The following is a 25,839-nucleotide window of genomic DNA, read 5'->3' on the forward strand; positions in this document are numbered from 1 at the left end:
GCGGAACCGCAGTCTGGTAGACGCCCGCTGCCGCCATGGCAACGCCCGGCATGGGATGGCTATTGTTCTGTCGCGCGATTCACGCCTTTCGGTGTTGCCACCTCAGACGATCACGCCCTGGCTGCCCGGCACCGCATGCAGCGGCCGCCCGGTCGCCTCGAAGGCGGAAAGATTGGCCATGGTCGTCGCGGCGATGGCGCCCAGCGCCTCCGCCGTGAAGAAGCCCTGGTGGCCGGTCACCAGCACGTTGGGGAAGGTCAGCAGCCGGGCGAAGACATCGTCGCGGATCACCTGGTCCGACATGTCCTCGAAGAACAGCCCGGCCTCCTCCTCATACACATCCAGGCCGAGGTGCCCGATCGTGCCGTCCTTCAGCCCGGCGATCACCGCCGCGGTATCGACGATGGCGCCGCGGCTGGTATTCACCAGCATCGCCCCGCGCCGCATCCGGGCGATCGCCGCCGCATCGATCAGGTGCCGCGTCGCCGGCGTCAGCGGGCAATGCAGCGTCAGGATATCCGCCAGCCCCAGCACCTCCGGCAGCGGCAGGTAGCGCACGCCGAGCCCTGCCAGCGCCGCATCCGGCGCCGGGTCATGCGCCAGGATGCTGCAGCCGAAGCCGAGCATGATGCGGCAGACCGCCGCGCCGATCTGCCCGGTGCCGACGACGCCGACCACCCGCCCCCGCAGGTTGAAGCCCAGCAGCCCGTCGAGCGCGAAATTCCCCTCCCGCACCCGCGCCCAGGCGCGGTGGATCTGGCGGTTCAGCGCCAGGATCATCGCCACCGTATGTTCCGCCACCGCATCCGGCGAATAGGCCGGCACATGCGCGACCGCGATGCCGAGCCGCCGCGCCGCCGCCAGATCCACGTTGTTGAACCCGGCCGAGCGCAGCGCGACCAGCCCGATGCCGAGGGCTGCGAATTCGCCCAGCACCGCCGCATCCACCTGGTCGTTCACGAAGGCGCAGACCGCGCCGGCGCCCCGCGCCAGCACCGCGGTCTCGGCGGTCAGCCGCGGGTCGAGGAAGCGCAGCCGATGCGGCCCCGCCGCGGCGCCGAGGAATTCCCGGTCGTAGGATTTACTGCTGAAGACCACGACATCCATCGGCGATACCCGTCCCTGGCCATGACCCCGAAGGGCATTCTAAGGCACGGTCGGCACGATGGCGAAGGGGAGGGAGGATTGGCCGCCGCGACCCGCATCGGGTCGCCGTCAACCGTGGTGCCCAGGAAAGGACTCGAACCTTCACAACCTTGCGGTTACTGGCACCTGAAGCCAGCGCGTCTACCAATTCCACCACCTGGGCAAAGGTCGCGGCCCGCGGCGTAACTCGTCGCCGGGAGCGGCCTGATAGAGGGCCCAGCCGCGGCCGTCAAGCGCCCCTTTCAGCTTCCACGCTTGGTGCTACATCCTGGCCGCCATATGGTCCGCCCGCCTGCACCCGGAGCCCTCCCCATGCGCCAACTCAATACCCGCCGCGTCGCCACGGTCTTCGGCGGCGCCGGCTTCATCGGCCGCTACGTGGTCCAACGCCTGGCCGCCCGCGGCTTCGTCGTGCGCGTCGCCGGGCGCAACCCGGCCGGGGCCCGCTTCCTGCAGACCCAGGGCAGCGTCGGCCAGATCGTGCCGCTCGCCGCCAGCCTGGGGGATGAGGGCGCCTGCGCCCGCGCCATCGCCGGCGCCGACCTCGTGGTGAACCTGGTCGGCATCCTGCACGAATCGAAGGCCGGCGATTTCCAGCGCATCCAGGCCGAGGGCGCCGGCCGCCTCGCCCGCCTCGCCGCCGCCGCGGGGGTCGAGCATTTCATCCAGCTCTCGGCCATCGGCGCCGACCCGGCCAGCCCGAGCCGCTACGGCAAGACCAAGGCCGCCGGCGAGGCCGCGGTGCGGGAGGCCTTCCCGACCGCGACCATCCTCCGCCCCTCCATCGTCTTCGGGCCGGAGGACCAGTTCTTCAACCGCTTCGCCGGCCTTGCCCGGATGCTGCCCGTCATGCCGGTAGTGGCCGGCGCCAGCCGCTTCCAGCCGGTCTATGTCGGCGACGTGGCCGATGCCGTCATCGCCGCCGCGACGCGGGAGGATGCGGCCGGGAAGACCTATGAGCTGGGCGGCCCCCGGGTGCAGAGCTTCCGCGAGCTGCTGCGCTTCATCCTGGATACCACCGGCCACCACCGCCCGCTGGTCGACATGCCCGGCCCGCTGGTGAAGCTGCAGATCGCCATCGGCAAGCTGCTGCCCAACCCGCCGCTGACCGAGGACCAGCTCCTCATGCTGCAGAAGGACAACGTGGTCGCCGGCGGCGCCCTCGGCCTGGCCGATCTCGGCATCACGCCGAAGTCGGTGGAATCGGTGGTGCCCGGCTATCTCCGGCGCTTCCGCACCGGCGGGGGCCGCCGGCCGCAGTTCGCCGGCTGAATGTCCGAATCGGACCTATTGGCTCACTGGAAGCTAATGGGTCCTTACCTCGGCGGGTCGAGCAGCGGAATATAGGTCACTCAATCTGACCTATTGGCCAAAAAAGACTCGCATCCCCCGCTCACGGGTCGTAATGCTGCGCCTCAGATGTCAGCCCCGGCGGCTGCGGCGCAGCGCGCGCCCATCGCCCCGGATCAGAGAGCGGGGACCCCGGCCATGGCCGAACGCATGCTGCAATTCGTCCGCCTCCATCAGGCACCGCCGGAAAAGCGCCCCGTCTCCGCCCGGCGCGAGGATTTCGGCGAGATCTACCGCGAATTCGCCGCCGGCGCCGCCGCCGAGCAGGCCAGCCGCTGCAGCCAATGCGGCGTGCCCTTCTGCTCGGTGCATTGCCCGCTGAACAACAACATCCCGGACTGGTTGAAGCTCACCGCCGAGGGCCGGCTCGAGGAAGCCTACGAAGTCGCCGCCGCGACCAATACCCTGCCCGAGATCTGCGGCCGCATCTGCCCGCAGGACCGGCTCTGCGAGGGCAATTGCGTCATCGAGAAGGGCTTCGAGAGCGTCACCATCGGCGCGGTCGAGAAATACATCACCGATACCGCCTGGGAGAACGGCTGGGTCAAACCGCCGTCGCCGCGGCAGGAACTGGCCCAGAGCATCGGCATCATCGGCGCCGGCCCGGCCGGCCTCGCGGTCGCCGAGCGGCTGCGCGGCCGCGGCTACCAGATCCACGTCTACGACCGCTACGACCGGGTCGGCGGGCTGATGATCTACGGCATCCCGAACTTCAAGCTGGAGAAGGAGGTCGTGCTCCGCCGCTGGCAGCAGTATGAGGCGGGCGGCATCCACTTCCACCTGAACGTCGCCATCGGCACCGACATCACCATGGCCGAGCTCCGCGCCCGCCACGATGCGGTCTTCATCGCCACCGGCGTCTACAAGGCCCGCGACATCGCCACCCCGGGCAACGACCTGAGCGGCATCGTCCCGGCGCTCGACTACCTCACCGCCTCCAACCGCGACAACCTCGGCGACGCCGTGCCGGACTTCGCCTCCGGCGCGCTGGATGCCAAGGACAAGCGCGTCGTCGTCATCGGCGGCGGCGATACCGCGATGGATTGCGTCCGCACCGCCATCCGCCAGGGCGCCACCGCCGTCACCTGCCTCTATCGGCGGGACAAGGCGAACATGCCCGGCTCCATGCGGGAGGTGAAGAACGCCGAGGAGGAGGGGGTGGAATTCACCTGGCTCGCCGCGCCCGAAGCATTCGTGGGCGACGGCAAGGTCGAGGGTGTCCGCGCCAGCCGCATGCACCTCGGCCTGCCGGATGCGACCGGCCGGCAGCAGGTCGCCACCATCCCCGGCAGCGGCTTCACCATCCCCTGCGACCTCGCCATCAAGGCGCTCGGCTTCGACCCCGAGGACCAGCCGGCGATGTTCGGCGAACCCGACCTCGCCGTCACCCGCTGGGGCACGCTGAAGGTGCACCAGCGCACCATGATGACCAGCCTGCCCGGCGTCTTCGCCGGCGGCGACATCGTCCGCGGCGCCTCCCTCGTCGTCTGGGCCATCCGCGATGGCCGCGACGCCGCCGACCAGATCGATGCCTACGTCAAGTCCAAGGCGAGCACCCTCGCCGTAGCGGCGGAGTGATCCCCATGACCGAATCCGGCAGCGAATTCATCGACGGCTACCGCGCCAACCTCGCCACCCTGACCGAGGCCCATGTCGACACCACCGAGCACGATGCCTGCGGCGTCGGCCTCGTCGCCGCCATCAACGGCAAGGCCTCCCGCCAAGTCGTCCAGGCCGGCATCGATGCGCTGAAGGCGGTCTGGCACCGCGGCGCCGTCGATGCCGATGGCAAGACCGGCGACGGCGCCGGCATCCACATCGAGATCCCGCAGGACTTCTTCGCCGAGGTCGTCCAGCGCGGCGGCGACCGGCTGCGCCCGGGCCGCATCGCCGTCGGCATGGTCTTCCTGCCGAAGACCGATTTCGGCGCCCAGGAACGCTGCCGCCAGATCGTCGAGACCGAGATCCTCGCCGCCGGCTATGCCATCTATTCCTGGCGCCAGGTGCCGATCGACGTCGCCTGCATCGGCGAGAAGGCCAATGCGACCCGCCCCGAGATCGAGCAGATCCTGATCTACGACCCGGAGCTGCGCGACGAGGCGATCTACGAGCGCGACCTCTACGTCATCCGCCGCAAGATCGAGAAGCAGGCGATCGCCGCGCAGATCAGCGAGCTGTATCTCTGTTCGCTGTCGTGCCGCTCGCTGATCTACAAGGGCATGTTCCTGGCCGAGAGCCTCTCGGTCTTCTATCCCGACCTGCTCGACACCCGCTTCACCTCCCGCTTCGCCATCTACCACCAGCGCTACAGCACCAATACCTTCCCTACCTGGAAGCTGGCGCAGCCCTTCCGGATGCTCGCCCACAACGGCGAGATCAACACGCTGCACGGCAACGCCAATTGGATGAAGAGCCACGAGACCCGGCTGTCGCATCCGCTGCTCGATGCCCATCTCGAGGACATCAAGCCGGTGGTCCAGGCCGGCGGCTCGGATACCGCGACGCTCGACAATGTCTTCGAGTTGCTGGTCCGCGGCGGCCGCGACGCGCCCATGGCCAAGTCGATGCTGATCCCGGAAAGCATCGGCGCCAATGCGACCATGCCGCAGGCCCATCGCGACCTCTTCCTCTACTGCAACGCGGTGATGGAGCCCTGGGACGGGCCCGCCGCCATCGCCGCGACCGATGGCCGCTGGGTCATCGCCGGCCTCGACCGCAACGGCCTCCGCCCGCTGCGCTACACGCAGACCATCGACGGTCTGCTCATCGTCGGCTCCGAGACCGGCATGGTGAAGGTCGCGGAGGATGCGGTCGTCGCCAAGGGCCGCGTCGGCCCCGGCCAGTGCATCGGCGTGGATCTGGCGACCGGCAGCTTCTACGGCGATGCCGCGCTGAAGGACGCGCTCTCGGCCCGCCACCCCTTCGGCAAGTGGACCGAGCGCACCACCCGCATCGACGAGATCGTCCGCGCCGACAGCAGCGAGCCCGAGCTGCTGCGCAACGAGGAACTGCGCCGCCGCCAGCTCGCCGTCGGCTATACGTTGGAAGAACTCGAGACCATCCTCCACCCGATGGTCGAGGACAGCGCCGAGGCGGTCGGCAGCATGGGTGACGACACGCCCATCGCCGTGCTCTCGGGCCAGTACCGCGGGTTGCACCACTATTTCCGCCAGACCTTCAGCCAGGTCACCAACCCGCCGATCGACAGCCTGCGTGAGACGCGGGTGATGACGCTCAAGACCCGGCTCGGCAACCTCGGGAACATCCTCGACGAGGACCCGACCCAGTGCGACATGCTGATGCTCGACAGCCCGGTGCTGTCGAACAGCGAATTCGCCGCCATGCGCCAGTACATGGGCGCGACCGCCTGCGAGGTGGACTGCACCTTCCCGGTCGCCGAGGGCGAGGCCGGCCTGCGCCGCGCCATCGACCGCATCCGGCGCGAGGCGGAGGAAGGCGTGCGCTCCGGCTGCGCCCATATCATCCTGACCGATGAGCACCAGGCCGCCGCCCGCGCGCCGATCCCGATGATCCTCGCGGTCGGCGGCGTGCATACGCATCTGGTGAAGCATTCGCTGCGGACCTTCACCAGCCTCAACATCCGCTCGGCCGAATGCCTCGACGTGCATTACGTCGCGGTGCTGATCGGCGCCGGCGCGACCACGGTGAATGCCTATCTCGCGCAGGAAAGCATCGCCGACCGCCAGCGCCGCGGGCTCTTCGGCGATACCGCGCTGAAGGACTGCGTCGCCCACTACAAGAAGGCGGTGGACAAGGGCCTGCTGAAGGTGATGTCCAAGATGGGCATCTCGGTCATCAGCAGCTATCGCGGGGGGATGAATTTCGAGGCCATCGGCCTCTCCCGCGCGCTCGTCGCCGAATTCTTCCCTGGCGTGCCGAGCCGCATCTCCGGCATCGGGTTGCAGGGCATCGCCCGCCGGGTGCTGGCGCTGCATGCCCGCGCCTGGGATGCCGATGTCATCACCCTGCCGGTCGGTGGCCTCTACAAGCGGCGGCTGCGCGGCGAGAGCCATGCCTTCGACGGCGGGCTGATCCATACGCTGCAGGATGCGGTCGAGACCGACAGCTACACCAAGTTCAAGCGCTACTCCGAGGCCGTCCGCCGCCAGGCGCCCGTCGCCCTGCGGGACCTGCTCGATTTCCGCACCGAAGGCCGCACCCCGGTGCCGCTCGAGGAAGTGGACAGCATCACCGAGATCCGCAAGCGCCTGGTCGCCCCCGGCATCTCCCTCGGCGCGCTGAGCCCGGAGGCGCATGAGACGCTGTCCATCGCCATGAACCGCATCGGCGCCAAGTCCGACAGCGGGGAAGGGGGCGAGGACCCGGCCCGGGCCACCCCGCGCGCCAATGGCGACAACGCCAATAGCGCCATCAAGCAGATCGCCTCCGGCCGCTTCGGCGTCACCGCCGAATACCTGAACGCCTGCAAGGAGATCGAGATCAAGGTCGCGCAGGGCGCCAAGCCCGGCGAGGGCGGCCAGCTCCCCGGCTTCAAGGTCAGCGGGCTCATCGCCAAGCTCCGCCACAGCACCCCCGGCGTGACCCTCATCAGCCCGCCGCCGCACCACGACATCTACTCGATCGAGGATCTCGCCCAGCTCATCTACGACCTGAAGCAGATCAACCCGGATGCGACCGTCACGGTGAAGCTGGTGTCGCGCTCCGGCATCGGCACCATCGCCGCCGGCGTCGCCAAGGCCAAGGCGGATGCCATCCTGGTCTCCGGCCATTCCGGCGGCACCGGCGCCAGCCCGCAGTCCAGCATCAAATATGCCGGCCTGCCCTGGGAGATGGGGCTGTCCGAGACCCACCAGGTGCTCCAGCTCAACCGGCTGCGGCACCGGGTGAAGCTGCGCACCGATGGCGGCATCAAGACCGGCCGCGACGTGGTCATCGCCGCCATGCTCGGCGCCGAGGAATTCGGCATCGGCACGGCGTCCCTGGTCGCCATGGGCTGCATCATGGTCCGCCAGTGCCATTCCAACACCTGCCCGGTCGGCGTCTGCACCCAGGACGAGACCCTGCGGCAGAAATTCGCCGGCTCCCCGGAGAAGGTGATCAACCTCTTCTCCTTCGTCGCGGAGGAGGTGCGGGAGATCCTCGCCTCGCTCGGCGTCCGCAAGCTGACCGACATCATCGGCCGCACCGACCTCCTCAAGCAGGTCAGCCGCGGCTCGGAGGATCTCGACGACCTCGACCTCAACCCGCTGCTGGTCCAGGCCGATGCCGGCCCGCATGCCAGCTACTGCACCCTGGAAGGCCGCAACGAGGTTCCCGAGACCTTGGACGCCGACATGATCCGCGACGCGGCCTCGCTGTTCGAGCGCGGCGAGAAGATGCAGCTCCAGTACAACATCCGGAACACGCATCGCGCCATCGGCACGAAGATCAGCAGCAAGATCACCCGCAAGTTCGGCATGTCCGGGCTGCAGCCGGGCCACCTGACCGTGCGGCTGCGCGGCACCGCCGGCCAGTCGCTCGGCGCCTTCGCCGTGCGCGGGCTGAAGCTGGAAGTGCTGGGCGATGCCAACGACTACGTCGGCAAGGGCCTGTCGGGCGCCTCCATCGTGGTCCGCCCGGCGCCCTCCTCGGCGCTGGTCTGGAACGAGAACACCATCATCGGCAATACCTGCCTCTACGGCGCGACCGCCGGCGAGCTCTTCGCCGGCGGCCAGGCCGGTGAGCGCTTCGCCGTCCGCAACTCGGGTGCGCTCGCCGTCGTCGAGGGCTGCGGCGCCAATGGCTGCGAATACATGACCGGCGGCACGGTGGTCATCCTCGGCCCGGTCGGCGACAACTTCGGCGCCGGCTTCACCGGCGGCATGGCCTTCCTCTACGACGCCGAGGATACCTTCGAGCGCCGGGTCAATCCCGACACGCTGCTCTGGTCCCGCCTCGCCTCCACCCATTGGGAGGCAGAGCTGCAATCCCTGCTCGCCCGGCATGTCGCGGAGACGGGCTCGCGCCTCGCCGCCCGGCTGCTGAACGACTGGGCCCAGGAACGCGGCCGCTTCTGGCATGTCGTGCCGAAGGAATACGCCAAGTACCTGGCCGCGCCGATGCAGGACACCGCCGCGGTCGCCGCGGAGTAGCGCCTACCGCCTGGCCGGGACTCCCCCGGCCAGGCGCCTGGTTCACCCCGGCGCATCCTTCACCAGCGGCACGAAGCCGGCGATCACCGCCGGCATCGCCTCCGCCCGCGCCGGCAGCTGCTCCGGCCCCAGCCGCAGGCTGTCGAGGAAGCGCCCGGCGCGCGTGTACAAGGAAAGCTCCAGCGCCTCGCCGATCACCTCCGGCCGGCAGACCACCTCCTCGCCCGGCACCTCCCGCTGCGCCATGGCGACGAACTCGCGGATCTCCTCCAGCCCATCCGCCGCCTCCTCCTCGCCGGCGAGGAAATCCTCGATCTCCGCCGCCAGCTCGGAGGGCGGCACCAGCCCGAGCGGCTGGCAGCCCGCCGTCGCCTCGACGATGGCCTCGCGCCAGCGGGCGAAGGCCTCGGCCCGGGCGGTCTCCTCCGGCGTCGGCGGCGGCAGTGGCGCATCCTCGGGCAGCTCGGGGGTGAGCCCTTCCGCCGCCACCTGGTCCCAGTCCGGGATGTCCCAGTCGAGCCGCAGCCCCAGCAGCACGGCGAAGCCGTCCTCGTCCAGCGCCGGAGCCGCGACGGGCGGCAGCGCCGCCGGCGGCCGTCCGGCGACCATGTCCAGCAGCACCCGGCGCAGCCCGCCGGGGCCCAGCGCCTCCACCGCCTCGGCCAGCCGCCATTCCGGCAGCAGCCGCAGCTCCACGCTGTCCGGCAAGGCGCCGCTGCCGAGGAAGCCCCGCCCCAGCGCCGCCGCATCCGGCAGCGGCCCCGCCGGCAGGGCGAAGGGCAGTACCGCCAGCTCGGCCCAGCCGGAGGGGCCGATCGCCGCCCCCTCGGCCAGTTGCAGCAGCTCCTCCGCCAGCTCCCCGGCCGCCTCCTCGCCGTAGCGCTCGGCGGCCTTGCGCAGCGCCACCTCGATCGCGCCGTCCCGCCCGGCCTCCAGCACCTCCTGCGCCACCGCCTCGAATGCGGCCGCATCCTCGCCGAGGAAGGCCCGCAGCAGCCGGTCCGCCGGGGTGCCGCTGGCCCGGCCGGGGCGGGGCCGCGCCAGCTTCGGGTCCAGCCCGAGCAGCGCCAGCGCCTCGCCGCCCGCCAGCAGCCGGCCGCGGTCGCGCCAGGCCCCGGGCCGGTCGTCGCGCCCTTCCATCCAGTCGGCGAAGCGCGCCCGGTCGCCGCGCTGGACGAAGACCTTCACCCCGGCGGCTGCCATCGCCGCGGCCGCCGCCCGGTTCACCGCCGCCGCGGTCGCCAGGTCGCCCGCCTCCGGCCGCAGCAGCGCCAGCGTCTCCGCATCCTCGCAATGGGTGAAGAGGATGCTGCGCAGCCCCGGCGCCGCGGCCTTGGCCTGGGCCTCCCCTTGGGCCACCGCCGCCTCCACCCTCCCGTCCTCCGGGCCCGTCGATCGCGGCATGGCATGCTCCCTCAGCGCGGCCGGACCTTATGGCCGCGGCCGTGGTCACTCAATCATGTGCGCCGGGGATGCTGGCATTCCGCGGGCAATTCCCGCATGCCTCGCCGCATGTCTCCCTGCTTCCTGTCCCCTTGGCACCTGCCCCTCGCCCTCGCCGCCCTGCTGGGCCTCGCCGCCTGCGACGACCCGCCCAAGCCCGCCGAGGCCGAAGCCACCCAGGCCGCCACGCTGGCCGAGGCCCGCCGCGCCGCCGAGGACCAGGTCCGCAGCCGCCTCCGCATGGTCGGCGACCTGCGGCTGCGCGCCGTGCAGGTCTATCGCCAGCAGATGCCGGAGACGCTGGCGGTCTGCGGCCAGACCAACCCGGGCGGCGGCGCCAACGACCCCTTCATCCCCTGGGTCGCCACCGTCACGCTGAAGGACGGCAAGGCGGTGCGGACCGACCTCGTCCTCGGCGTTTCCAACATGGAGGCGACGCGGGTCTATATCGAAAGCGTCGACCGCTGCTTCGACGGCGGCGGCCCGCGCAATACCCCCGGCCAGGCCGCCCGCGCCCTGCCGCCGCTGCCGGCCGATGGCGCCCTTTCGGCCGCCCCGCCGGCCCCGGCCCCGGCGGCACCCTCCGCCGCCGCGGCTACCCCGCCTACAACCGCACGCCCCACCGGCACCGTCACCACCACCGCCGCCCACCCCGTCAACATCCGCAGCAGCCCGGCCGGCGGCGGCGCCGTGGTCCGCATCGTCCCCCGCGCCTCCTCGCTGCGGGTCTTCGCCGAGGCCCCCGGCGGCTGGCGGCAGGTGGGGGAGGACCAGCCGTTCGGCTGGGTGCATGAGTCCATGCTGGAACGCTGAGCGCGGCCGGCGGATAGTCACGCCCAAGGAGACCCCCCCGCATGGATTCCATCCCGCGCAGCACGCTCACCCAGGACGCCCGGCTGGACCGGCTGGCCATGCTCGCCATCCGCACCGGCCTCGGCCTCGCCCCGGGGCAGGAGCTGGTGATGACCGCCCCGGTCGAGGCCCTGCCGCTCGCCCGCCGCATCACCGAGCAGGCCTATCGCGCCGGGGCCAGCCTGGTCACCACCATCCTGTCGGACGACCAGTCCGCCCTGGCCCGCTACCGCCTGGCCTCGGACGAGAGCTTCGATGCCGCCCCCGCCTGGCTCTTCGACGGCATGGCCCAGGCCTTCCGCAACGGTGCCGCCCGCCTCGCCATCGTCGGCGACAACCCGACGCTGCTGGCGGCCGAGGACCCGGCCAAGGTCGCCCGCGCCAACCGCGCCCGCTCCATCGCCTATCGCCCGGCGCTGGAGCTGATCACCGCGACCGCCATCAACTGGACCCTGGTCGCCAATGCCACCCCCGCCTGGGCCCGCTGCGTCTTCCCCGACCTGGACGAAGCCGCCGCCGTCGCCCGGCTCTGGGACGCCATCTTCGCCGCCTCCCGCGTCGATGAGGCCGACCCGGTCGCTGCCTGGGAGGCGCATAACGCCACGCTCATGGCCAAGCGCCGGATGCTGAATGCCCGCCGCTACGCCGCGCTGCGCTTCCGCGGCCCAGGGACGGACCTCAAGGTCGGCCTCGCCGAGGGCCATGCCTGGATGGGCGGCTCCTCCACCGCCAAGAACGGCATCACCGGCAACCCCAACATCCCGACCGAGGAAGTCTTCACCACCCCCCACGCCGCCATGACCGAGGGCGTGGTCGCCGCCAGCAAGCCGCTGGCCTACCAGGGCACCCTGATCCGCGACATCCGCGTCCGCTTCGAGGCCGGCGTCATCACCGAGGCCAGCGCCAGCGCCGGCCAGTCGGTGCTCGAGCGCATGATCGGCACGGACGAGGGCGCCCGCCGCCTGGGCGAGGTCGCCCTCGTCCCGCATTCCAACCCGATCTCGCAGAGCGGCCTGCTCTTCTACAACACGCTCTTCGACGAGAATGCCGCCAGCCACATCGCCCTCGGCCAGGCCTATTCGAAGTGCTTCACCGACCAGAACCTGGACGAGGCCGCGCTCGCCGCCGCCGGCGCCAACCGCAGCCTCATCCATGTCGACTGGATGATCGGCTCCGCCGAGACGGATGTGGACGGCCTCGCCGCCGACGGCACGGCGGAGCCGCTGATGCGCCAGGGCGAATGGGTCGGCTGACCCGGTGATCGATACCGGCGCGGCGGCGCAGAGCTTCGTGCTCGCCTTCTCCGCGCTGTTCTCCATCGTCAACCCGATCGGCGCCTCGCTGATCTTCAGCCAGGTCACGGCGGAGCGCTCGCATGCCGAGCGCCTGGCCTTGGCCCGGCGCATCGGGCTCTATGCCGCGCTGGTCATGCTGGGCGCGCTCTGGCTCGGCTCCTACCTGCTGGAGTTCTTCGGCGTCAGCCTCGCCGCGCTCCGCATCGCCGGCGGGCTGGTCGTCGCGACGCGGGCCTGGGCGCTGCTCTCGGCCCCGGAACGCATCGAGGCGCGCAAGCAGGAACAGGCCGAGGGCGCGGCGGGGGAGGAGGATGTCGCCTTCTTCCCCCTGACCATGCCCTTCACCACCGGGCCCGGCACCATCTCCGTCGCCATCGCCCTCGGCGCCAACCGCCCCTCCGGCCGGCTGGCGGAGGCGCTGCCCTTCTTCGCCGGCGTCTCCGCCGCGGCGCTGCTGGTCGCCGCCTTCGTCTGGCTCGCCTATGCCTCGGCGGACCGGGTGACCGGCCTGCTGGGGGAGGCCCGGGCCCGCGTCGTCAGCCGGCTCGCCGCCTTCCTCATGCTCTGCGTCGGCACCCAGATCACCCTCAGCGGAGTCACCGACGTGCTGGCCGGGCTGCTGGAACTCCATGCCCATCGCCAATGATCGCCAACGCGGCTTCCGCCCCCGGCAGGGGGGTGGCATAAGGCCAGCCCGTGCGCATCCTGTATCACATCCCCCTCTCGCCCTTCTGCCGCAAGGTCCGCCTGGCCCTGGCGGAGAAGCGCATCCCCTTCGAGCTCCGCGTCGAGCGGGTCTGGGAGCGGCGTCCCGAATTCGAGGCGATGAATCCCGCCGTCACCGTTCCGGTGCTGCTGGAGGAGAACGGCTTCACCATCGCCGATAGCTACGCCATCTGCGAATACCTGGATGAGGCCTACCCGGATGTCTCGCTGTTCGGCCGCACGCTCGGCGAAAGGGCGGAGGTGCGCCGCCTCGTCGCCTGGTTCGACGGCAAGTTCAACGCCGAGGTCACCCAGAACCTGCTCTTCGAGAAGCAGATGAAGCGCACCATGGGCCGCGGCAACCCGGATGCGGGGGCGATGCGCGCGGGCTACGCGAACATGCGCGCGCACATGGCCTATCTCGGCTGGCTGGCGGAGAACCGCGCCTGGCTCGCCGGGCCACAGCTCAGCCTCGCGGATTTCGCCGCCGCGGCGCATCTCTCGGCGCTGGACTACATCGGCGACGTGAAATGGGAGCTGAGCGACGCGGCGCGCGACTGGTACGCGCGGATGAAGTCGCGCCCCTGCTTCCGCGCCATCCTGGCCGACCGCGTCAGCGGCCTGACCCCGCCGGACCATTACGACAACCCGGATTTCTGACGCCCGGGCCTCAGCGCCGCTGCGGCCCCGCCTCGTTCAGCGCCAGGTTCTGCAGCGCCAGATCCGCGGTCGCGCTGTCCGGCGCCAGGCTCACCGCCCGCTCCCAGTCCTGCTTCGCCCCGGCGGTATCGCCCTTGAGCTGGCGGATGATCCCCCGCTCCAGCAGCGCCTCGGCATTCTCCGGCGCCAGCGCCAGCGCCCGCTCCACGTCGGCCGCCGCCTGGTCCACCTTCTCCAGGTGCCGGTTCGCCGCGGCCCGGAAGACCCAGGCCTCGGCCCGGTCGGGGTCGAGCGCCAGCACCCGGTTCACATCCTCCATCGCCTCGGCATAGCGGGCGAGGGTGCCCAGCGCCACGGCGCGGTCCAGCAGCAGCTCCGCATCATCCGGCGTCAGCCCCAGCCCCATGGTGGTGGTGGCGAAGGCCCGGCTGCCCTGGCCCGCCATCATCCAGGCCTGTCCCGCCTGGGCGAACAGGGAGGCCCGCGTCGCCGCGCTGCTCCGGCTGGCCCGGCCGAGCTGTTCCAGCCGCTCCGCCGCCCGCTCCGGCTCCCCCATGCCGAGCAGCGCCAGCGCGCCGCAATGCCGCGCGCCCTCGCCGCCGCCGGCGGCTTCCCAGGCCTCCGCCATGGCCCGGGCGCCCTCCGCATCGCTGCGGATCAGCCCCAGGCAGGCCTCGTATTCCGGGCTTTCCGCCAGCCGCGGCACGTCCGGCGGCAAGGGCAGCACATCGGCCGCCGCCTCCGCCTGCGGGCCGCGGAGCGTCAGCCAGCCGGTCCCGGCGGCGCCGGCCAGCAGCGCGGCGGCGAATGCGCCGAGCAGAACGGGGCGAACAAGCTTCACCCCGGCAGTCTAGCGGCCGGGGCCTTTTGGCGCCAGATCACCTGCATGACAGCTCCGCATCCCCCCGGACATCTTCTCGTCGCCGGTCTCGGCTACAGCGGCGGCGCCGTGGCCCGCCGCGCCCTGGCCGCCGGCTGGCAGGTCACCGGCACCGCCCGCGACCCGGCCCGCGCCGGAGCCCCGCCCGGCGCCACGGTGCTGGCCTTCGCCGCGGCCGGCCCGGCCTTCGCCACCGCGACCCATCTTCTGGTCACCGCGGCCCCGGGCGAGGCCGGCGATCCGGTGTTGGCCGCCCATGCCCCTGCCATCGCCGCGGCGCCGGGGCTGCGCTGGATCGGCTACCTTTCCACCACCGGCGTCTATGGCGACCGCGACGGCGGCTGGGTCGATGAATCGACGCCGCCCGCCCCCGGCCAGGACCGCTCCCGCCGCCGGCTCGAGGCCGAGCAGGCCTGGGCCGCCTTCGCCGCCACCTTCGCCGGGGGCCTCGCCGTCGACATCTTCCGCGTCGGCGGCATCTACGGCCCCGGCCGCAGCGCCCTGGACGAGCTCCGCGCCGGCACCGCCCGCCGCACCGTCAAGCCCGGCCACGCCTTCAGCCGCATCCACCGCGACGACATCGCGCTCGCCGCCTTCGCCGCCATGGCGCAGGACCCGCCGCCCGGCCGGCGCATCTTCAACCTGGTCGACGACGAGGTGGCGGAAAGCGCCGAGGTGGTCGCCGAAGCGGCCCGCCTGCTCGGCGTGCCGCCGCCCCCCGCCATCCCCTACGAGCAGGCCGCGGCCGGCATGTCCCCCATGGGCCGAAGCTTCTGGACGGAGAACCGCAAGGTCGCCAATGCCGCGACCAAGGCGGCGCTCGGCATCGAATGGCTATATCCCGGCTATCGCGCCGGCCTCGCCGCCATCCTGCGCGCCGAGCAGGTCCCCGACCACCCGCCGCAATAGCAGCAGGTCCTCCGGCCGGGAGAGCCGGTGGTCGCCATCCTTCACCAGCAGCACCTGCACATCCCCGCCGGTCACCGCCCCGGCGATTTTCAACGCCGTCTCCCAGGGCACGTCCGGGTCCGCCTGCCCCTGCAGCAGACGGACCGGCACCGCGATCGGCACCGGCGCCTGCAGCAGCAGGTGATCGCGCCCTTCCTCCAGCAGCTTCGCGGTGATGGGGAAGGGGGCGCCATACTGGCTCGGCCGATACCAGAGCCCGTCGCGGGCGATGATGGCCTTCACCTCCGGCGGCAGCATCGCCTCGATCCGCGGGGTGAAGTCCGGCGCCGCCGCGATGCCGACCAGCGCCGCCACCCGCTCGGGCTGCCGCACCGCCAGCAGCATGCCGATCCAGCCGCCCATGGAGGAGCCGACCAGCACCTGCGGCCCCGAGGTCAGCGCCGCGATCACCGCCGCCGCATCCGCCGCCCAGCAGCCGATCGTCCCATCCTCGAACCGCCCGCCGCTGGCGCCGTGCCCGCTGTAGTCGAGCCGCAGGAAGGCCTGGCCCCGCGCGGCGCAGAAGGCCGAGAGATCCTCCGCCTTGCTGCCGGTCATGTCGCTGTTGAAGCCACCGAGGAAGACGACGCCGGGCTCGCGCCCCGGGACGCGGCGCCAGGCGAGCTCGATGCCGTCGCCGCGGTCGAGGCGGCCGGTTTCCTCGGTCATCGAAGGAAGGTCAGGGAAGGAAAAGTATTCCTTCCCCGAACCCCATCCTTCCTTTTTGTGAGTCTGCCCATGTCCCGAAGCCTCACTGCCACGCGGCATTCAAATTAATGGAAATAGATGAGGGTCCGGGAGAATACCTTCTCCCGGCCTTTCTTCCTCAAGCCCGCGGCAATCCCCGCCGCGCCAGGTTGGCGAATAGCGCCCCCGTCCCGAAGACCCAGGGCGGGCACATATCCGTCCGGTCCACCTCGTTCACCAGCGCCCCGAGCCGCGGCGTGGCGATCCGCACCACGTCGCCGGGATGGTGGGTGAAGCCCTGGCCCTTCTCGCCGCGGTCCTTGCTCGGGGAGAAGGGCGTGCCGAGGAAGAGCACCGCGCCGTCCGGGTACTGGTGATGCGGCCCGATCATCTGGTCCACCACCTCGGTCGGGTCGCGGGCGATGGCGCCGACCATGCCGCGCTCCTCCAGCGCGAAGCCGTCGCGGCCGGTGATGGTCAGGGTCAGCTCCGCCCGCCGCACGTCCTCCAGCGTGAAGCCGGCATCGAACAGCCGCAGCAGCGGCCCGAGCGCGCAGGAGGCGTTGTTGTCCTTCGCCCGCCCCAGCAGCAGCGCCGAGCGGCCCTCCACGTCCCGCAGGTTCACGTCGTTGCCCAGCATGGCGCCGAGGATGGCGCCGCGCGCATTCACCGCCAGTACCGCTTCCGGCTCCGGGTTGGACCAGGCGCTGTTCGGATGCACGCCGACCTTGGCGCCGATGCCGACCGAGGCCATCGGCGGGCATTTGGAGAAGATCTCCGCATCCGGCCCGATGCCCACTTCCAGGTACTGGCTCCACCAGCCCTTCTCGACCAGCGCCGCCTTCACCGCCGCCGCCTCGGCGCTGCCCGGCCGCAACTGCGACAGGTCGTCGCCGATGATGGCCCGCACTTCGCCCCGCACCGCTTCCGCCTGGGAGGCATCGCCGCGGCAGCGCTCCTCGATGACGCGCTCCAGCATGGAGCGCACATAGGTCACGCCGCAGGCCTTCACCGCCTGCAGGTCGATCGGCGCCAGCAGCCAGGGCTTCGCGGTATTCCGCGTCGCATGCGCGCTATTGGCCAGCATCGCCGGCAGGTCGAGCGGGATCGGCACGCCGCGGTTGCGGATGGCGGCGACCGGGTCCGGCTCGTTCAGCCAGGCGCTGCTGGTGCCGAAGGCCGGGGTCATGTCGAAAGCCGCCCCCTTCAGCAGGGCGAGGACGCTGGGGCCTTCCGCGGTCATGATCCGCGCGGCGAAGCTTCCCTCGGCCCAATCCTGCGGCAGGGCGCTGTGATCCAATTGCATGGCGTGATCCTCTCCCATTGGGAGCATTCTTAGGCGGGGCGGGGAAGGGCGCGAAGCCCCCCCCGGGACGGCTTTCCCTTGCCCCGGGCGGGGCGAACCGCTATAGGAATAAAATCAAGTGGCGGCATCGGCCCTGTCGCCGCGGAATCCCGCAGATATCGTCCCGGTAAAACTTTATTATGCGTGGAATCAATGGCTTGTCGGCCGGGACCGCGCGAAAATTGAGCCGAATTTTACGGATTTGAGCGGAATTTTATGGAATTGAGCCGAATTGTGCGGATTTTAGCAGGCTTTATCCCCAGCTGATCCGCTGCATGGCCCTCGACTCACCCGCCCCCGCCTGGTTGCCGCCCGTCACCCCGGCCTGCATCTCCTCGCCCTTCGGCCCGCGCCCGGCCGGCGGTCCGCGCGCCTCGCGCGACCACCCGGGCCTCGACCTGCCCGCCCCCGCCGGCGCCACCATCCGCGCCGCCGCCGCCGGCCAGGTCCTGGCCATCCGCCGCCGCGGCGGCACCGGGCTGGAAGTGGACCTCCGCCACCCTGGCGGCTGGATGACCCGCTACGCCCATCTCGGCACCGTCACCCCCGCACTCGCCACCGGCCGCCGCAGCGTCGCCGCGGGCGAGGCGATCGGCCGGATCGGCCGCACCGGCATCACCTACGGCACCCACCTGCACCTGGAGCTCTGGCTGAACGGCGTCCGCCAGGATCCCGCCCCGGCCTTCCGCCTCGAATCCTGCAGGCGCTAGCCATCATCGCCTTGCAGCCCGTGCCGGGGTCGCGCACCATGCCCCGCCCGGCGCGTCCGCCGGACGCGATGCGAAGGGAATCCCCGATGTCATCAGCCATGAAGCTCGCCAGCTCCGACATGTCCGATGCCGAGTGGCAGACCCGCTGCGACCTCGCCGCGCTCTACCACGTCTGCCACGACCTCGGCTGGACCGACCTGATCAACACCCACATGTCCGCCCGCATCCCCGGCGAGCCGGAGCATTTCGTCATCAACCGCTACGGCGAGATGTTCGACGAGGTCACCGCCTCCTCCCTGGTGAAGATGGACCTCAAGGGCAACGTCATCGGCGACCAGGGCCGCTACAACGCCGCCGGCTTCACCATCCACAGCGGGGTCTACATCGGCCGGCCGGATGCGAATTGCGTGCTGCACACGCATACCCGCGCGGGCGGCGGCGTCTCCCTCATGAAGCGCGGCCTGCGCCCGATCAGCCAGGATGCGCTGCACGTCTACGACGACGTGGTCTACCACGAATACGGCGTGCCGACCTCGCAGGAGGAATGCGACGCGCTGGCCGAATCCTGCAAGGGCGGCTCCTGCGTCATCCTGCACAACCACGGCCTGCTGACGCTCGGCGAGACCATCCACGGCGCCATGATGCGCCTCTACATGCTCGAGCGCGCCTGCGAGCTCGAACTCATGGCCCGCCAGCTGGACGAGCCGCCGGTGGCGATCGAGCAGTACATCATCGACCGCGCCGCCGCCCGGATGAAGAAGATGCGCGCCACCCCGGAATACGGCCTGATGGAATTCCAGGGCTTGGTCCGCACCGTGGACCGCAAGGGCGCCAAGTACCGGTGCTGACCGTCTACGGCGTCCTGCGCTCCCGCGCCTCGCGCAACATCTGGCTGGCCGAGGAGATCGGCCTGCCCTTCCGCCACGTCCCGGTCATCCAGTCCTATCGGCTGGCCGACCCGGATGCGGCGGATGCGCCGCTCAACACCCGCTCGCCGGCCTTCCTGGCGGTGAACCCGAACGGGCGCATCCCCAGCATCGACGACAACGGGCTGGTGCTGCACGAATCCCTCGCCATCAACCTCTACCTCGCGCGGCGCTACGGCGGCGCGCTGGGGCCGGCGGATGCGGCGGAGGATGGGCTGATGGGCATGTGGACCCTCTGGGCCGCGACCGAGGTGGAGCCGCATTCCATCCAGGTGCTCTACAACCTCGCCGCCAAGCCGCCGGAGGAACGCGACGCGGCCCTCGCCGCCGCCTCGGTCGCCGCGCTGCGCGCGCCCTTCGCGGTGCTGGATCAGGCACTCTCGGCCACCGGCTATGCGGTCGGCGGCCGCTTCACCGTGGCCGACATCACCCTCTCGGAGGTGGTGCGCTACGCCATGCCCGCGACGGAGTTGTTCACGCCCTATCCGGCACTCTCGGCCTGGCTGAAGACCTGCCACGCGCGGCCGGCCTTCAAGGCGATGATGGCGAAGCGGGACCTGGAACCGGCCTAATGCTGCGTGCCTGACGTCCGGTACCCGGCAGCCGGGTCGGCTGCCGACCCTAGGGCGGACCTACGCCACATCGTCCCGTTCATCGTAGCGGTCCGGTCTCAGGACGGCCCAATATGCGCTCGCCCCCGCTGAGCTACAGGCCAGCCCGGTGAGGAACCCGTTCGGGTCATCCCCGCCAACGCCCAGAAACAGAACCGACAGGATACCACCCCCGAAGAAACCCGTGGTGGCGTAGGCACCCCAAGACACCTCGTCGAAACGCTCCAGAAGCGCCTCCGCGCAGAGTGCCAGGGCAATACCCGGCCCAAGCGCAAAAACGGTCAGGAACACGGCCACCTGTAGGCCACGCGGCGCGTCGCCCCCCGAGATCAGGGTGATGAGAAAGCCGGCGGCACCGACACCCGCGAGGCTGGCCAGCGATGCGAAGACACGCTGTTCTCTGCGATCGATCATGCGCGCGCCTCGCCTGCCACTCGATGCTCCACAGTCCATCATCGCCGACCTTGGCCCGGGTGCCATGCATCGGCGTCTGGTCAGTGTCGCATGGTTCGCGTCATTCGTTCTGGTTCTCAGACGATAGCGCTTCAACCCGGCAGCGGCCAGTCCAGCAGCGCCATCTGGTCCACCTTGCCGCCGGGCAGCCGCGGCAAGGCCTCCAGCACCTGCAAGGTCCCCGGCTGCATGTAGGCCGGCAGCCGGGACCGCAGCGCCGCCCGCAGCGCCGGCACCGTCGCCGCACCGACGACGAAGCCGCGCACCAGCACCCGCCCCTCGGCCTGCCGCGCCACCACGCTGGCCTCGGCCACGCCCGCCACCGCCAGCAGCGCCGTCTCGATCTCGCCGAGCTCCACCCGGAGCCCGTTCAGCTTCACCATCCGGTCCCGCCGGCCGAGCACGACGACCACCCCATCCGCATCCAGCCGCGCCAGGTCGCCGCTGGCATAGATGCGTCGGGCCGGGTCGGCGGGGTCCGGCCGCAGCCGGCCGGGCACCAGCATGCCCTCCCGCCATTCCCCCAGCGCCAGCCAGTGGCTGCGGAATTCCAGCTCGCCGACCTCGCCGGGCGGGCAGGGGCGGCCATCCTCGTCGGCGATCCGCACCTCGACGTCGCCCACCAGCCGCCCGGCGGCGACCCGCACCGGGTCATGCGCATCGGCCTCATCCGCGAACCAGACGATGCCCTCCGCCTCGGTCGAACCATAGGCATTGGCGATCAGGCAGCCCGGCGGCAGCGCCCGGCGGAATAGCGGGATATCGGCCCGCAGCAGGGGCTCCCCGCCGCAGCAGACCAGGCGCAGGCTGGCCAGCCCGGCCGCGGCGCCGGGCTGCGCCACTAGGCTGCGCAGCAGGGAAGGCACCAGCCGCAGGATGGTCGGCCGCCAGGCCGCCATGGCCGCGAGCAGCGGCCGCAGCCCGCCCGGTCCCAGCGCCTCGACCCGCACCGCCGCGCCGGTCAGCGCATAGAGCAGGGCCTTCAGCCCGCCGATGCTGGAAGCCGGGGAGACCACCAGCACCCGGTCGGCCGGGCCGATGTGCCATTCGTCGATCCGCGTCGCCAGGCGGAAGCCCAGGCCGCGCTCGCCGATGGCGATCAGCTTCGGCTCCCCGGTGCTGCCGGAGGTCGCCAGGATCACCGCCGGTGCCTGCGGGTCGCGCGGGGTGGTGGCTGGCATCCTGGCCGGCGGTCCGGCGAAGCCCGTCTCCAGCGGCAGCACGGGCAGGCCATGCGCGGCGGCGATCGCCGCGGCCGTGGCCGCGGGCGCCAGCACCAGCCCGGCCCCGGTCAGCCGCAGCAGCAGGGCGCGCCGTGCCTCCGGCACCTTGGCATCCAGTACCGCGCCGATGCGCCCGGCGGCGAGGCAGGCGAGGATCGCCGCGAGGCAGCCGCGCCCGCCCGGGGCGAGGATCGCCACCACCGGCGCCGGCTGCGCCGCCATGGCCCGGGCCAGCCGTGCGACGGCCTGCCACAGCCCGGCGAAGTCCAGGCTGCCCTCGGCATCCTCGCAGGCGAGGCTGTCCGGGGCGCGCCGCATGGCCTCCCGCAGCGCCTCCAGCAGCGGCCGGGCCGCGCCGGCCCCGCCCCAGGGGAGGTAGGGCCAGTCCAGCGGCCCGCGATGGTCCATCGGCAGGTCCGGGGTGCTCAGCCAGCCCTCCGGCCCGGCCCGGCGCAGCGCCGCCGCCATCGCCTGCCGATGCGGGTTCACGCCCGCGGCGCCGGCGCCCGCTCCAGCGCCGTGGCGATATCGCCGAGCCGCAGGAGGTCCTCGAGGTCGGCCGGGTCCAGCTCCACCCCGAAGCGGCTCTCGGCGGTCGCCAGCAGCTCCATCAGCCGCAGGCTGTCGAGGCCGGGGATATCCTCCAGCAGGGTTTCCGCCCGCAATTCGCCGGTCGGCATGCCGGTGATCGCCGGCATCATCCCGGCCAGGGCGGCCAGCAGGGCGGCCCGCTCAGCCCCGCCCTCAGCCATGGTGCAGCGCCAGCGCCTGGCGGCAGAGGCCATGCCACATGTCGTAGGGCCCTTCCGCCATCACGAAGCGGTCGATCCGCCCCAGCATGAGGCCCGGCGCCAGCCGCGAGACGTCGCCCGCCACCTCGCCCGGCCGCGGCGGCCGGACGCAGAGCAGCCCGGCCGGGCCATGCCGGCGCAGCGCCGCATGCAGCCGGTGCATCGCCGGCTCGTCGAACTGCGGGCTGGCGGATTTATGGACGAAGATCCGCCGTCCCTCGGCGATGTCGCGCAGCAGCATCCGCCGCAGCAGCCGCAACGCGGCGCAGCCCCGCCGCAGCAACTCGGCCTCGCGCTCCGGCGTCGGCGCCTGCTGCTGGTGGAAGGTATGGGTGGTGAAGAAGCGCGGGTCGTGCAGCGAGTATTCCCGCTCGCTCCAGATGATCCGGGTATGGGCCGGGTCGCCCACCCCGGCGAAGCCGGTCTCCAGCCCATGCACCAGCCGGTCCACGTCCGTCCCGGCCCAGCGGAGCAGGCTGGAGGTATTGGTTGGGTTGAAGTGGTAATGGACGAAGCCGAATTCGCAATTGTCGCCGAGGCTCTCGAAATTCCGGAACAACGCGGCATCGGCCGCGGTCCGGGCAGCGACAAGGGAGCCATCCGGCATGAGGCAGGGTACCCGGTTCGACCGCGGAATGGAGAAATGATTACAACCGGGACGTTAGAAGCCGCCCCGGCTGGTGGTCAACCATTGCTTTCGACCGGGGAAAGAAACGGGAAAGGGATCAGGTGCCGCAGAAGGTCGCCAGCACCCGCTCCTCCGGCTCCGGCGGTAGGCTGTAGCGGGTGAAGCCGGGCTGGTCCTCGAAGGGCCGCGCCAGCACCGCGATCAGCTCCTCGAAGGGGGCGAAGTCGTCGCGCTCGACGGCGGCCGAAAGCGCCGCCTCCACCCGGTGGTTGCGCGGGATGAAGGCCGGGTTGCTGGCCTGCATGGCGGCGAGGCGGGCGGCCGGATCGGTCGCCTCCGCGGCCAGCCGGGCCTGCCAGCGCGCCTCCCAGGCATCGAAGGCGGCGGGGTCGGCGAACAGCGTGCGGGGGGAGGGGCCGCCGGCGAGCAGGTTGCCCAGCCCGCGGAAGGTCAGGGTGTAGTCCGCCTGATTCTCGGTCATCGCGGTCAGCAGCGCCTGGGCCAGGTCGGCATCCTCCGGTTGCGCCTCCAGCAGGCCGAGCTTGCGCCGCAGCCCGGCCAGCCAGGCGGCCTGGAAGGTCGGGCCGAAGCCGGCCAGGGCTTCCTGCGCCTGGGCGACCGCCGCATCCTGGTCCTCGGCCAGCAGCGGCAGCAGGGCCTCGGCCAGCCGGGTCAGGTTCCACTGGGCGATGCGCGGCTGGTTGCCGTAGGCATAGCGGCTGGCATGATCGATGGAACTGTAGACCGTCGCCGGGTCATAGGCGTCCATGAAGGCGCAGGGGCCGTAGTCGATGGTCTCGCCGGAGATGGTGCAATTGTCGGTATTCATCACCCCGTGGATGAAGCCGACCAGCAGCCACTGCGCGATGAGCCCGGCCTGCCGCGCCACCACGCCCTCCAGCAGGGCGCGGTAGGGGCTGGGCGCCGCCGCGGCCTCCGGATAGTGGCGGGCGATGGCATGGTCGGCCAGCAGGCGCAGCCCCTCCACGTCGCCGCGGGCGGCGAAGAACTGGAAGGTTCCGACGCGGATATGGCTGGCGGCGACGCGGGTCAGCACCGCGCCGGGCAGCGCCGTCTCGCGCCAGACGCTCTCGCCGGTGGCAACCGCCGCCAGCGCCCGGGTGGTCGGCACGCCGAGCGCGGCCATGGCCTCGCTCACGATGTATTCCCGCAGCACCGGGCCGAGCGCCGCCCGCCCGTCGCCGCCGCGCGAGAAGGCGGTGCGGCCGGAGCCCTTGAGCTGGAGGTCGCGGCGCCGGCCATCGCGGTCCACCACCTCGCCGAGCAGCATCGCGCGGCCGTCGCCGAGCTGGGGCACGAAATTGCCGAACTGGTGCCCGGCATAGGCCAGCGCGGCGGCGCCCTCGGGCAGCGCATTGCCGGCGAGCATGGCCAGCCCCTCCGGGCTGGCCAGCGCATCCGGGTCGAGCCCGAGCTGGCGGGCCAGCGGCGCATTGAGCCGGATCAGGCGCGGGGCGGCCACCGGCTGCGGCGCCTGGCGGGCATAGAACCGGTCCGGCAGGCGGGTATAGCTGGTGTCGAAGTCGATCGCGAGGGACATGCGGAGGCCTCCGGCGCGGCCCGCCACGCCTCAGGGGGCTGGGGGGGCCTCGCCGTCCTGGGTCGTTGACGGGGGCGCGGCTTCGGAGGTGGGCATGGCGGCCGGCCCTATCAACGCATCGGCGCGTATCGACCCGGGCGATGCCGCCTCGGGACCGGGCTCCTCCGTCACCGGGCGGGACCCGAGGCCGATCCAGTCCCGCAGCGCCGTCAGGGTTTCCGGCCGCAGCCGCTGGCCGGAGGCGGCGGCCTGCCGGGTCAGCTCGGCATAGAAGGCACGGCCGAGGCGGCAGACGGTCCCCACCGGATCGGCCGCCGGCTGCCAGTCGAAGCGGGCGAGCAGCAGCCATTGCACCAGCGTGTCCACCGCCCTGGCCTGGACGTCGAAGCCGGCGCCGACCGCCTCCGAGACCAGGGCGGCGCGGGCCGCCCCGCCCGGGCCGCCCTGCAGCGGCAGCAGGCTGGCCAGCCGTCCCAGCACGAATTCCAGCTCCTCCGTTCCCAGCCGGGGAAGCTCCTGGGTGTCCCGCAGCGCCCCCCGCAGCTCGGCCAGGGCGCGGGAGAGCGGGTCGTCCGCGGGCTCGGGCAGGGCCGCGGCGGGCGGGGCGTGGCGGCGCGGGTCGAAGATCCAACCGCCGCCGGGGCCGGCTTCCAGCTTCAGGTCGCCGGCGCCCTCGATCAGCCGGGCGAGCGTCCCGGCGCCGCCGAAGCGGCTGCGGCGGACCCAGGCGCCGCAATCCACATGGATGCGCTTGCCCAGCGCCGGCAGGTGCAGCGGCTCGGGCGCGGCGGCCACCAGGCGGCGCAGGGCGGCGAGGATGGCGGCGCGCTGGGCCTCCGGCTCGCCCGGGTCGGGGATGGCATCGGCTTCGGGCGGTGCCCCGGGGGCGATGGTCGCGGGCGTGGCCGGGGTTGCGACGGGCGCGGCCTCGGCCAGCGTGGCCTCGGCGAAATCGCCGAGCGGGACGACGAGGTCGGCGGCGGCGCGGAAGGCCTGGGCGGAGACGTCGTGCGTCACCACCAGCACCCGCCGGTCATGTTCCCGCAGCCGGTGCAGCAGCGGGGTGAAGTCGCTGTCGCCCGAGAGGATGAGGAAATCCTCGAAGCGGGTGGGGTGGGCGATGGCATCGGCGATATCGAGCGCCATGACGATATCCGCGGCATTCTTCAGCCGGGCGAGGCGCGGGCAATCCACCACGGTGAAGCCGGCGCGGACGAAGTCGCTGCGGAAGCGGCTGTAGTAGATCCGCGGCTGGCCGAGCCAGCGGGACAGGCTGCCGCCCGCCTCCGGCTCGGTCCAGCCGGCCGGGTTCAGGTAGCAGCGCCGCACCAGCAACCGGCGCGGCCCGCCCGGCAGCGCTTCCGCCAGCCAGGCGAGCCAGCGGCCGGGGCTGGCGGCGAAATTCCAGGCGGCCCATTCGTCGAGGCCGGCCAGGGTGGAGAAGACATTGTCGAAATCGACATAGAGAGCGGCGCGACGCGGCTCCGGCACAGAGGGTCACTCCGAAATAGG

At 71.8% G+C, this 25,839-nt stretch carries 22 protein-coding genes and 1 tRNA gene; 11 read left to right on the plus strand and 12 right to left on the minus strand.

Annotated features, from left to right (window positions below):
- Nucleotides 1-102: 102 nt before the first annotated feature.
- Nucleotides 103-1,107 (minus strand): 2-hydroxyacid dehydrogenase, encoded by a 1,005-nt coding sequence (locus AC0IW9_RS00420; RefSeq protein WP_471646225.1) that lies wholly within the window; start codon nt 1,105-1,107, stop codon nt 103-105.
- A gap of 115 nt (nt 1,108-1,222) precedes the next feature.
- Nucleotides 1,223-1,309, minus strand: a tRNA-Leu gene (locus AC0IW9_RS00425).
- A 149-nt stretch (nt 1,310-1,458) separates the two neighbouring features.
- Here AC0IW9_RS00425 and AC0IW9_RS00430 point away from each other — a divergent pair.
- The 3 genes from AC0IW9_RS00430 (at nt 1,459) to gltB (ending at nt 8,609) form a co-directional block, all read left to right on the plus strand.
- Nucleotides 1,459-2,418: a complex I NDUFA9 subunit family protein gene (locus AC0IW9_RS00430; RefSeq protein ID WP_471646226.1), complete on the plus strand. Its 960-nt coding sequence runs from the start codon at nt 1,459-1,461 to the stop codon at nt 2,416-2,418.
- A gap of 216 nt (nt 2,419-2,634) precedes the next feature.
- On the plus strand, nt 2,635-4,074 hold the full coding sequence (locus AC0IW9_RS00435; protein ID WP_471646227.1) for an NAD(P)-dependent oxidoreductase: 1,440 nt from the start codon (nt 2,635-2,637) through the stop codon (nt 4,072-4,074).
- A 5-nt stretch (nt 4,075-4,079) separates the two neighbouring features.
- The gene (gene gltB, locus AC0IW9_RS00440; RefSeq protein WP_471646228.1) at nt 4,080-8,609 is read left to right on the plus strand and encodes a glutamate synthase large subunit; all 4,530 of its coding nucleotides are present in this window, start codon (nt 4,080-4,082) and stop codon (nt 8,607-8,609) included.
- 42 nt (nt 8,610-8,651) lie between these two features.
- Here gltB and AC0IW9_RS00445 read toward each other — a convergent pair whose 3' ends face one another.
- Nucleotides 8,652-10,013 carry a hypothetical protein gene (locus tag AC0IW9_RS00445; RefSeq protein ID WP_471646229.1) on the minus strand — a complete coding sequence of 454 codons (1,362 nt, stop codon included), beginning with the start codon at nt 10,011-10,013 and terminating at the stop codon, nt 8,652-8,654.
- Nucleotides 10,014-10,121: 108 nt separating this feature from the next.
- On the opposite strand from AC0IW9_RS00445, the gene AC0IW9_RS00450 reads away from it, so the two are divergent.
- From AC0IW9_RS00450 to fzlA, 4 genes are read left to right on the plus strand one after another with little or no spacing between them, the layout of a single operon-like run.
- Nucleotides 10,122-10,865 (plus strand): SH3 domain-containing protein, encoded by a 744-nt coding sequence (locus tag AC0IW9_RS00450; protein ID WP_471646230.1) that lies wholly within the window; start codon nt 10,122-10,124, stop codon nt 10,863-10,865.
- A 41-nt stretch (nt 10,866-10,906) separates the two neighbouring features.
- On the plus strand, nt 10,907-12,157 hold the full coding sequence (locus AC0IW9_RS00455; RefSeq protein ID WP_471646231.1) for an aminopeptidase: 1,251 nt from the start codon (nt 10,907-10,909) through the stop codon (nt 12,155-12,157).
- 4 nt (nt 12,158-12,161) lie between these two features.
- Nucleotides 12,162-12,845, plus strand: a complete 684-nt coding sequence (locus AC0IW9_RS00460) for a MarC family protein (RefSeq protein WP_471646232.1) — start codon at nt 12,162-12,164, stop codon at nt 12,843-12,845.
- Nucleotides 12,846-12,895: 50 nt separating this feature from the next.
- Nucleotides 12,896-13,564: an FtsZ-binding protein FzlA gene (gene fzlA / locus AC0IW9_RS00465; RefSeq protein ID WP_471646233.1), complete on the plus strand. Its 669-nt coding sequence runs from the start codon at nt 12,896-12,898 to the stop codon at nt 13,562-13,564.
- A gap of 10 nt (nt 13,565-13,574) precedes the next feature.
- Here fzlA and AC0IW9_RS00470 read toward each other — a convergent pair whose 3' ends face one another.
- Complete coding sequence (locus AC0IW9_RS00470) at nt 13,575-14,405, minus strand: tetratricopeptide repeat protein (protein WP_471646234.1); 831 nt, start codon at nt 14,403-14,405, stop codon at nt 13,575-13,577.
- A gap of 45 nt (nt 14,406-14,450) precedes the next feature.
- Between AC0IW9_RS00470 and AC0IW9_RS00475 the strand changes: the two genes are divergently transcribed.
- Nucleotides 14,451-15,353: a Rossmann-fold NAD(P)-binding domain-containing protein gene (locus AC0IW9_RS00475; RefSeq protein WP_471646235.1), complete on the plus strand. Its 903-nt coding sequence runs from the start codon at nt 14,451-14,453 to the stop codon at nt 15,351-15,353.
- Here AC0IW9_RS00475 and AC0IW9_RS00480 read toward each other — a convergent pair.
- Both AC0IW9_RS00480 and AC0IW9_RS00485 read right to left on the minus strand, forming a co-directional pair.
- Nucleotides 15,279-16,061 carry an alpha/beta hydrolase gene (locus tag AC0IW9_RS00480; protein ID WP_471646236.1) on the minus strand — a complete coding sequence of 261 codons (783 nt, stop codon included), beginning with the start codon at nt 16,059-16,061 and terminating at the stop codon, nt 15,279-15,281. The genes AC0IW9_RS00475 and AC0IW9_RS00480 overlap by 75 nt on opposite strands.
- Nucleotides 16,062-16,218: 157 nt before the next feature.
- Entirely contained in the window at nt 16,219-17,385 is a 1,167-nt protein-coding gene (locus AC0IW9_RS00485) for a fumarylacetoacetate hydrolase family protein (protein WP_471646237.1), read from the minus strand.
- 314 nt (nt 17,386-17,699) lie between these two features.
- Here AC0IW9_RS00485 and AC0IW9_RS00490 point away from each other — a divergent pair, with 314 nt between their 5' ends.
- From AC0IW9_RS00490 to AC0IW9_RS00500, 3 genes are all read left to right on the plus strand, one after another.
- On the plus strand, nt 17,700-18,134 hold the full coding sequence (locus AC0IW9_RS00490; RefSeq protein WP_471646238.1) for a M23 family metallopeptidase: 435 nt from the start codon (nt 17,700-17,702) through the stop codon (nt 18,132-18,134).
- A gap of 86 nt (nt 18,135-18,220) precedes the next feature.
- On the plus strand, nt 18,221-18,982 hold the full coding sequence (locus tag AC0IW9_RS00495; RefSeq protein ID WP_471646239.1) for a class II aldolase/adducin family protein: 762 nt from the start codon (nt 18,221-18,223) through the stop codon (nt 18,980-18,982).
- Nucleotides 18,976-19,632 carry a glutathione S-transferase family protein gene (locus AC0IW9_RS00500; protein WP_471646240.1) on the plus strand — a complete coding sequence of 219 codons (657 nt, stop codon included), beginning with the start codon at nt 18,976-18,978 and terminating at the stop codon, nt 19,630-19,632. The genes AC0IW9_RS00495 and AC0IW9_RS00500 overlap by 7 nt, the downstream gene beginning before the upstream one ends.
- 60 nt (nt 19,633-19,692) lie before the next feature.
- Here the strand turns inward: AC0IW9_RS00500 and AC0IW9_RS00505 are convergent, their stop codons facing one another.
- The 6 genes from AC0IW9_RS00505 to AC0IW9_RS00530 form a co-directional block, all read right to left on the minus strand.
- A complete protein-coding gene (locus AC0IW9_RS00505) occupies nt 19,693-20,085 on the minus strand; it encodes a hypothetical protein (protein WP_471646241.1) in 393 nt (130 codons plus the stop codon).
- A 131-nt stretch (nt 20,086-20,216) separates the two neighbouring features.
- Nucleotides 20,217-21,836, minus strand: coding sequence for an AMP-binding protein (locus AC0IW9_RS00510; protein ID WP_471646242.1), 1,620 nt, complete (start codon nt 21,834-21,836; stop codon nt 20,217-20,219).
- On the minus strand, nt 21,833-22,099 hold the full coding sequence (locus tag AC0IW9_RS00515) for an acyl carrier protein (protein ID WP_471646243.1): 267 nt from the start codon (nt 22,097-22,099) through the stop codon (nt 21,833-21,835). Before AC0IW9_RS00515 ends, AC0IW9_RS00510 begins: the two co-directional genes overlap by 4 nt.
- Nucleotides 22,092-22,745 carry a hypothetical protein gene (locus AC0IW9_RS00520; protein WP_471646244.1) on the minus strand — a complete coding sequence of 218 codons (654 nt, stop codon included), beginning with the start codon at nt 22,743-22,745 and terminating at the stop codon, nt 22,092-22,094. Before AC0IW9_RS00520 ends, AC0IW9_RS00515 begins: the two co-directional genes overlap by 8 nt.
- Before the next feature lie 118 nt (nt 22,746-22,863).
- Nucleotides 22,864-24,327, minus strand: coding sequence for a protein adenylyltransferase SelO (locus tag AC0IW9_RS00525; protein WP_471646245.1), 1,464 nt, complete (start codon nt 24,325-24,327; stop codon nt 22,864-22,866).
- A gap of 30 nt (nt 24,328-24,357) precedes the next feature.
- On the minus strand, nt 24,358-25,818 hold the full coding sequence (locus AC0IW9_RS00530; RefSeq protein ID WP_471646246.1) for an NYN domain-containing protein: 1,461 nt from the start codon (nt 25,816-25,818) through the stop codon (nt 24,358-24,360).
- Between the last annotated feature and the right edge of the window lie 21 nt (nt 25,819-25,839).

The organism is Belnapia sp. AC561 (assembly GCF_979252845.1).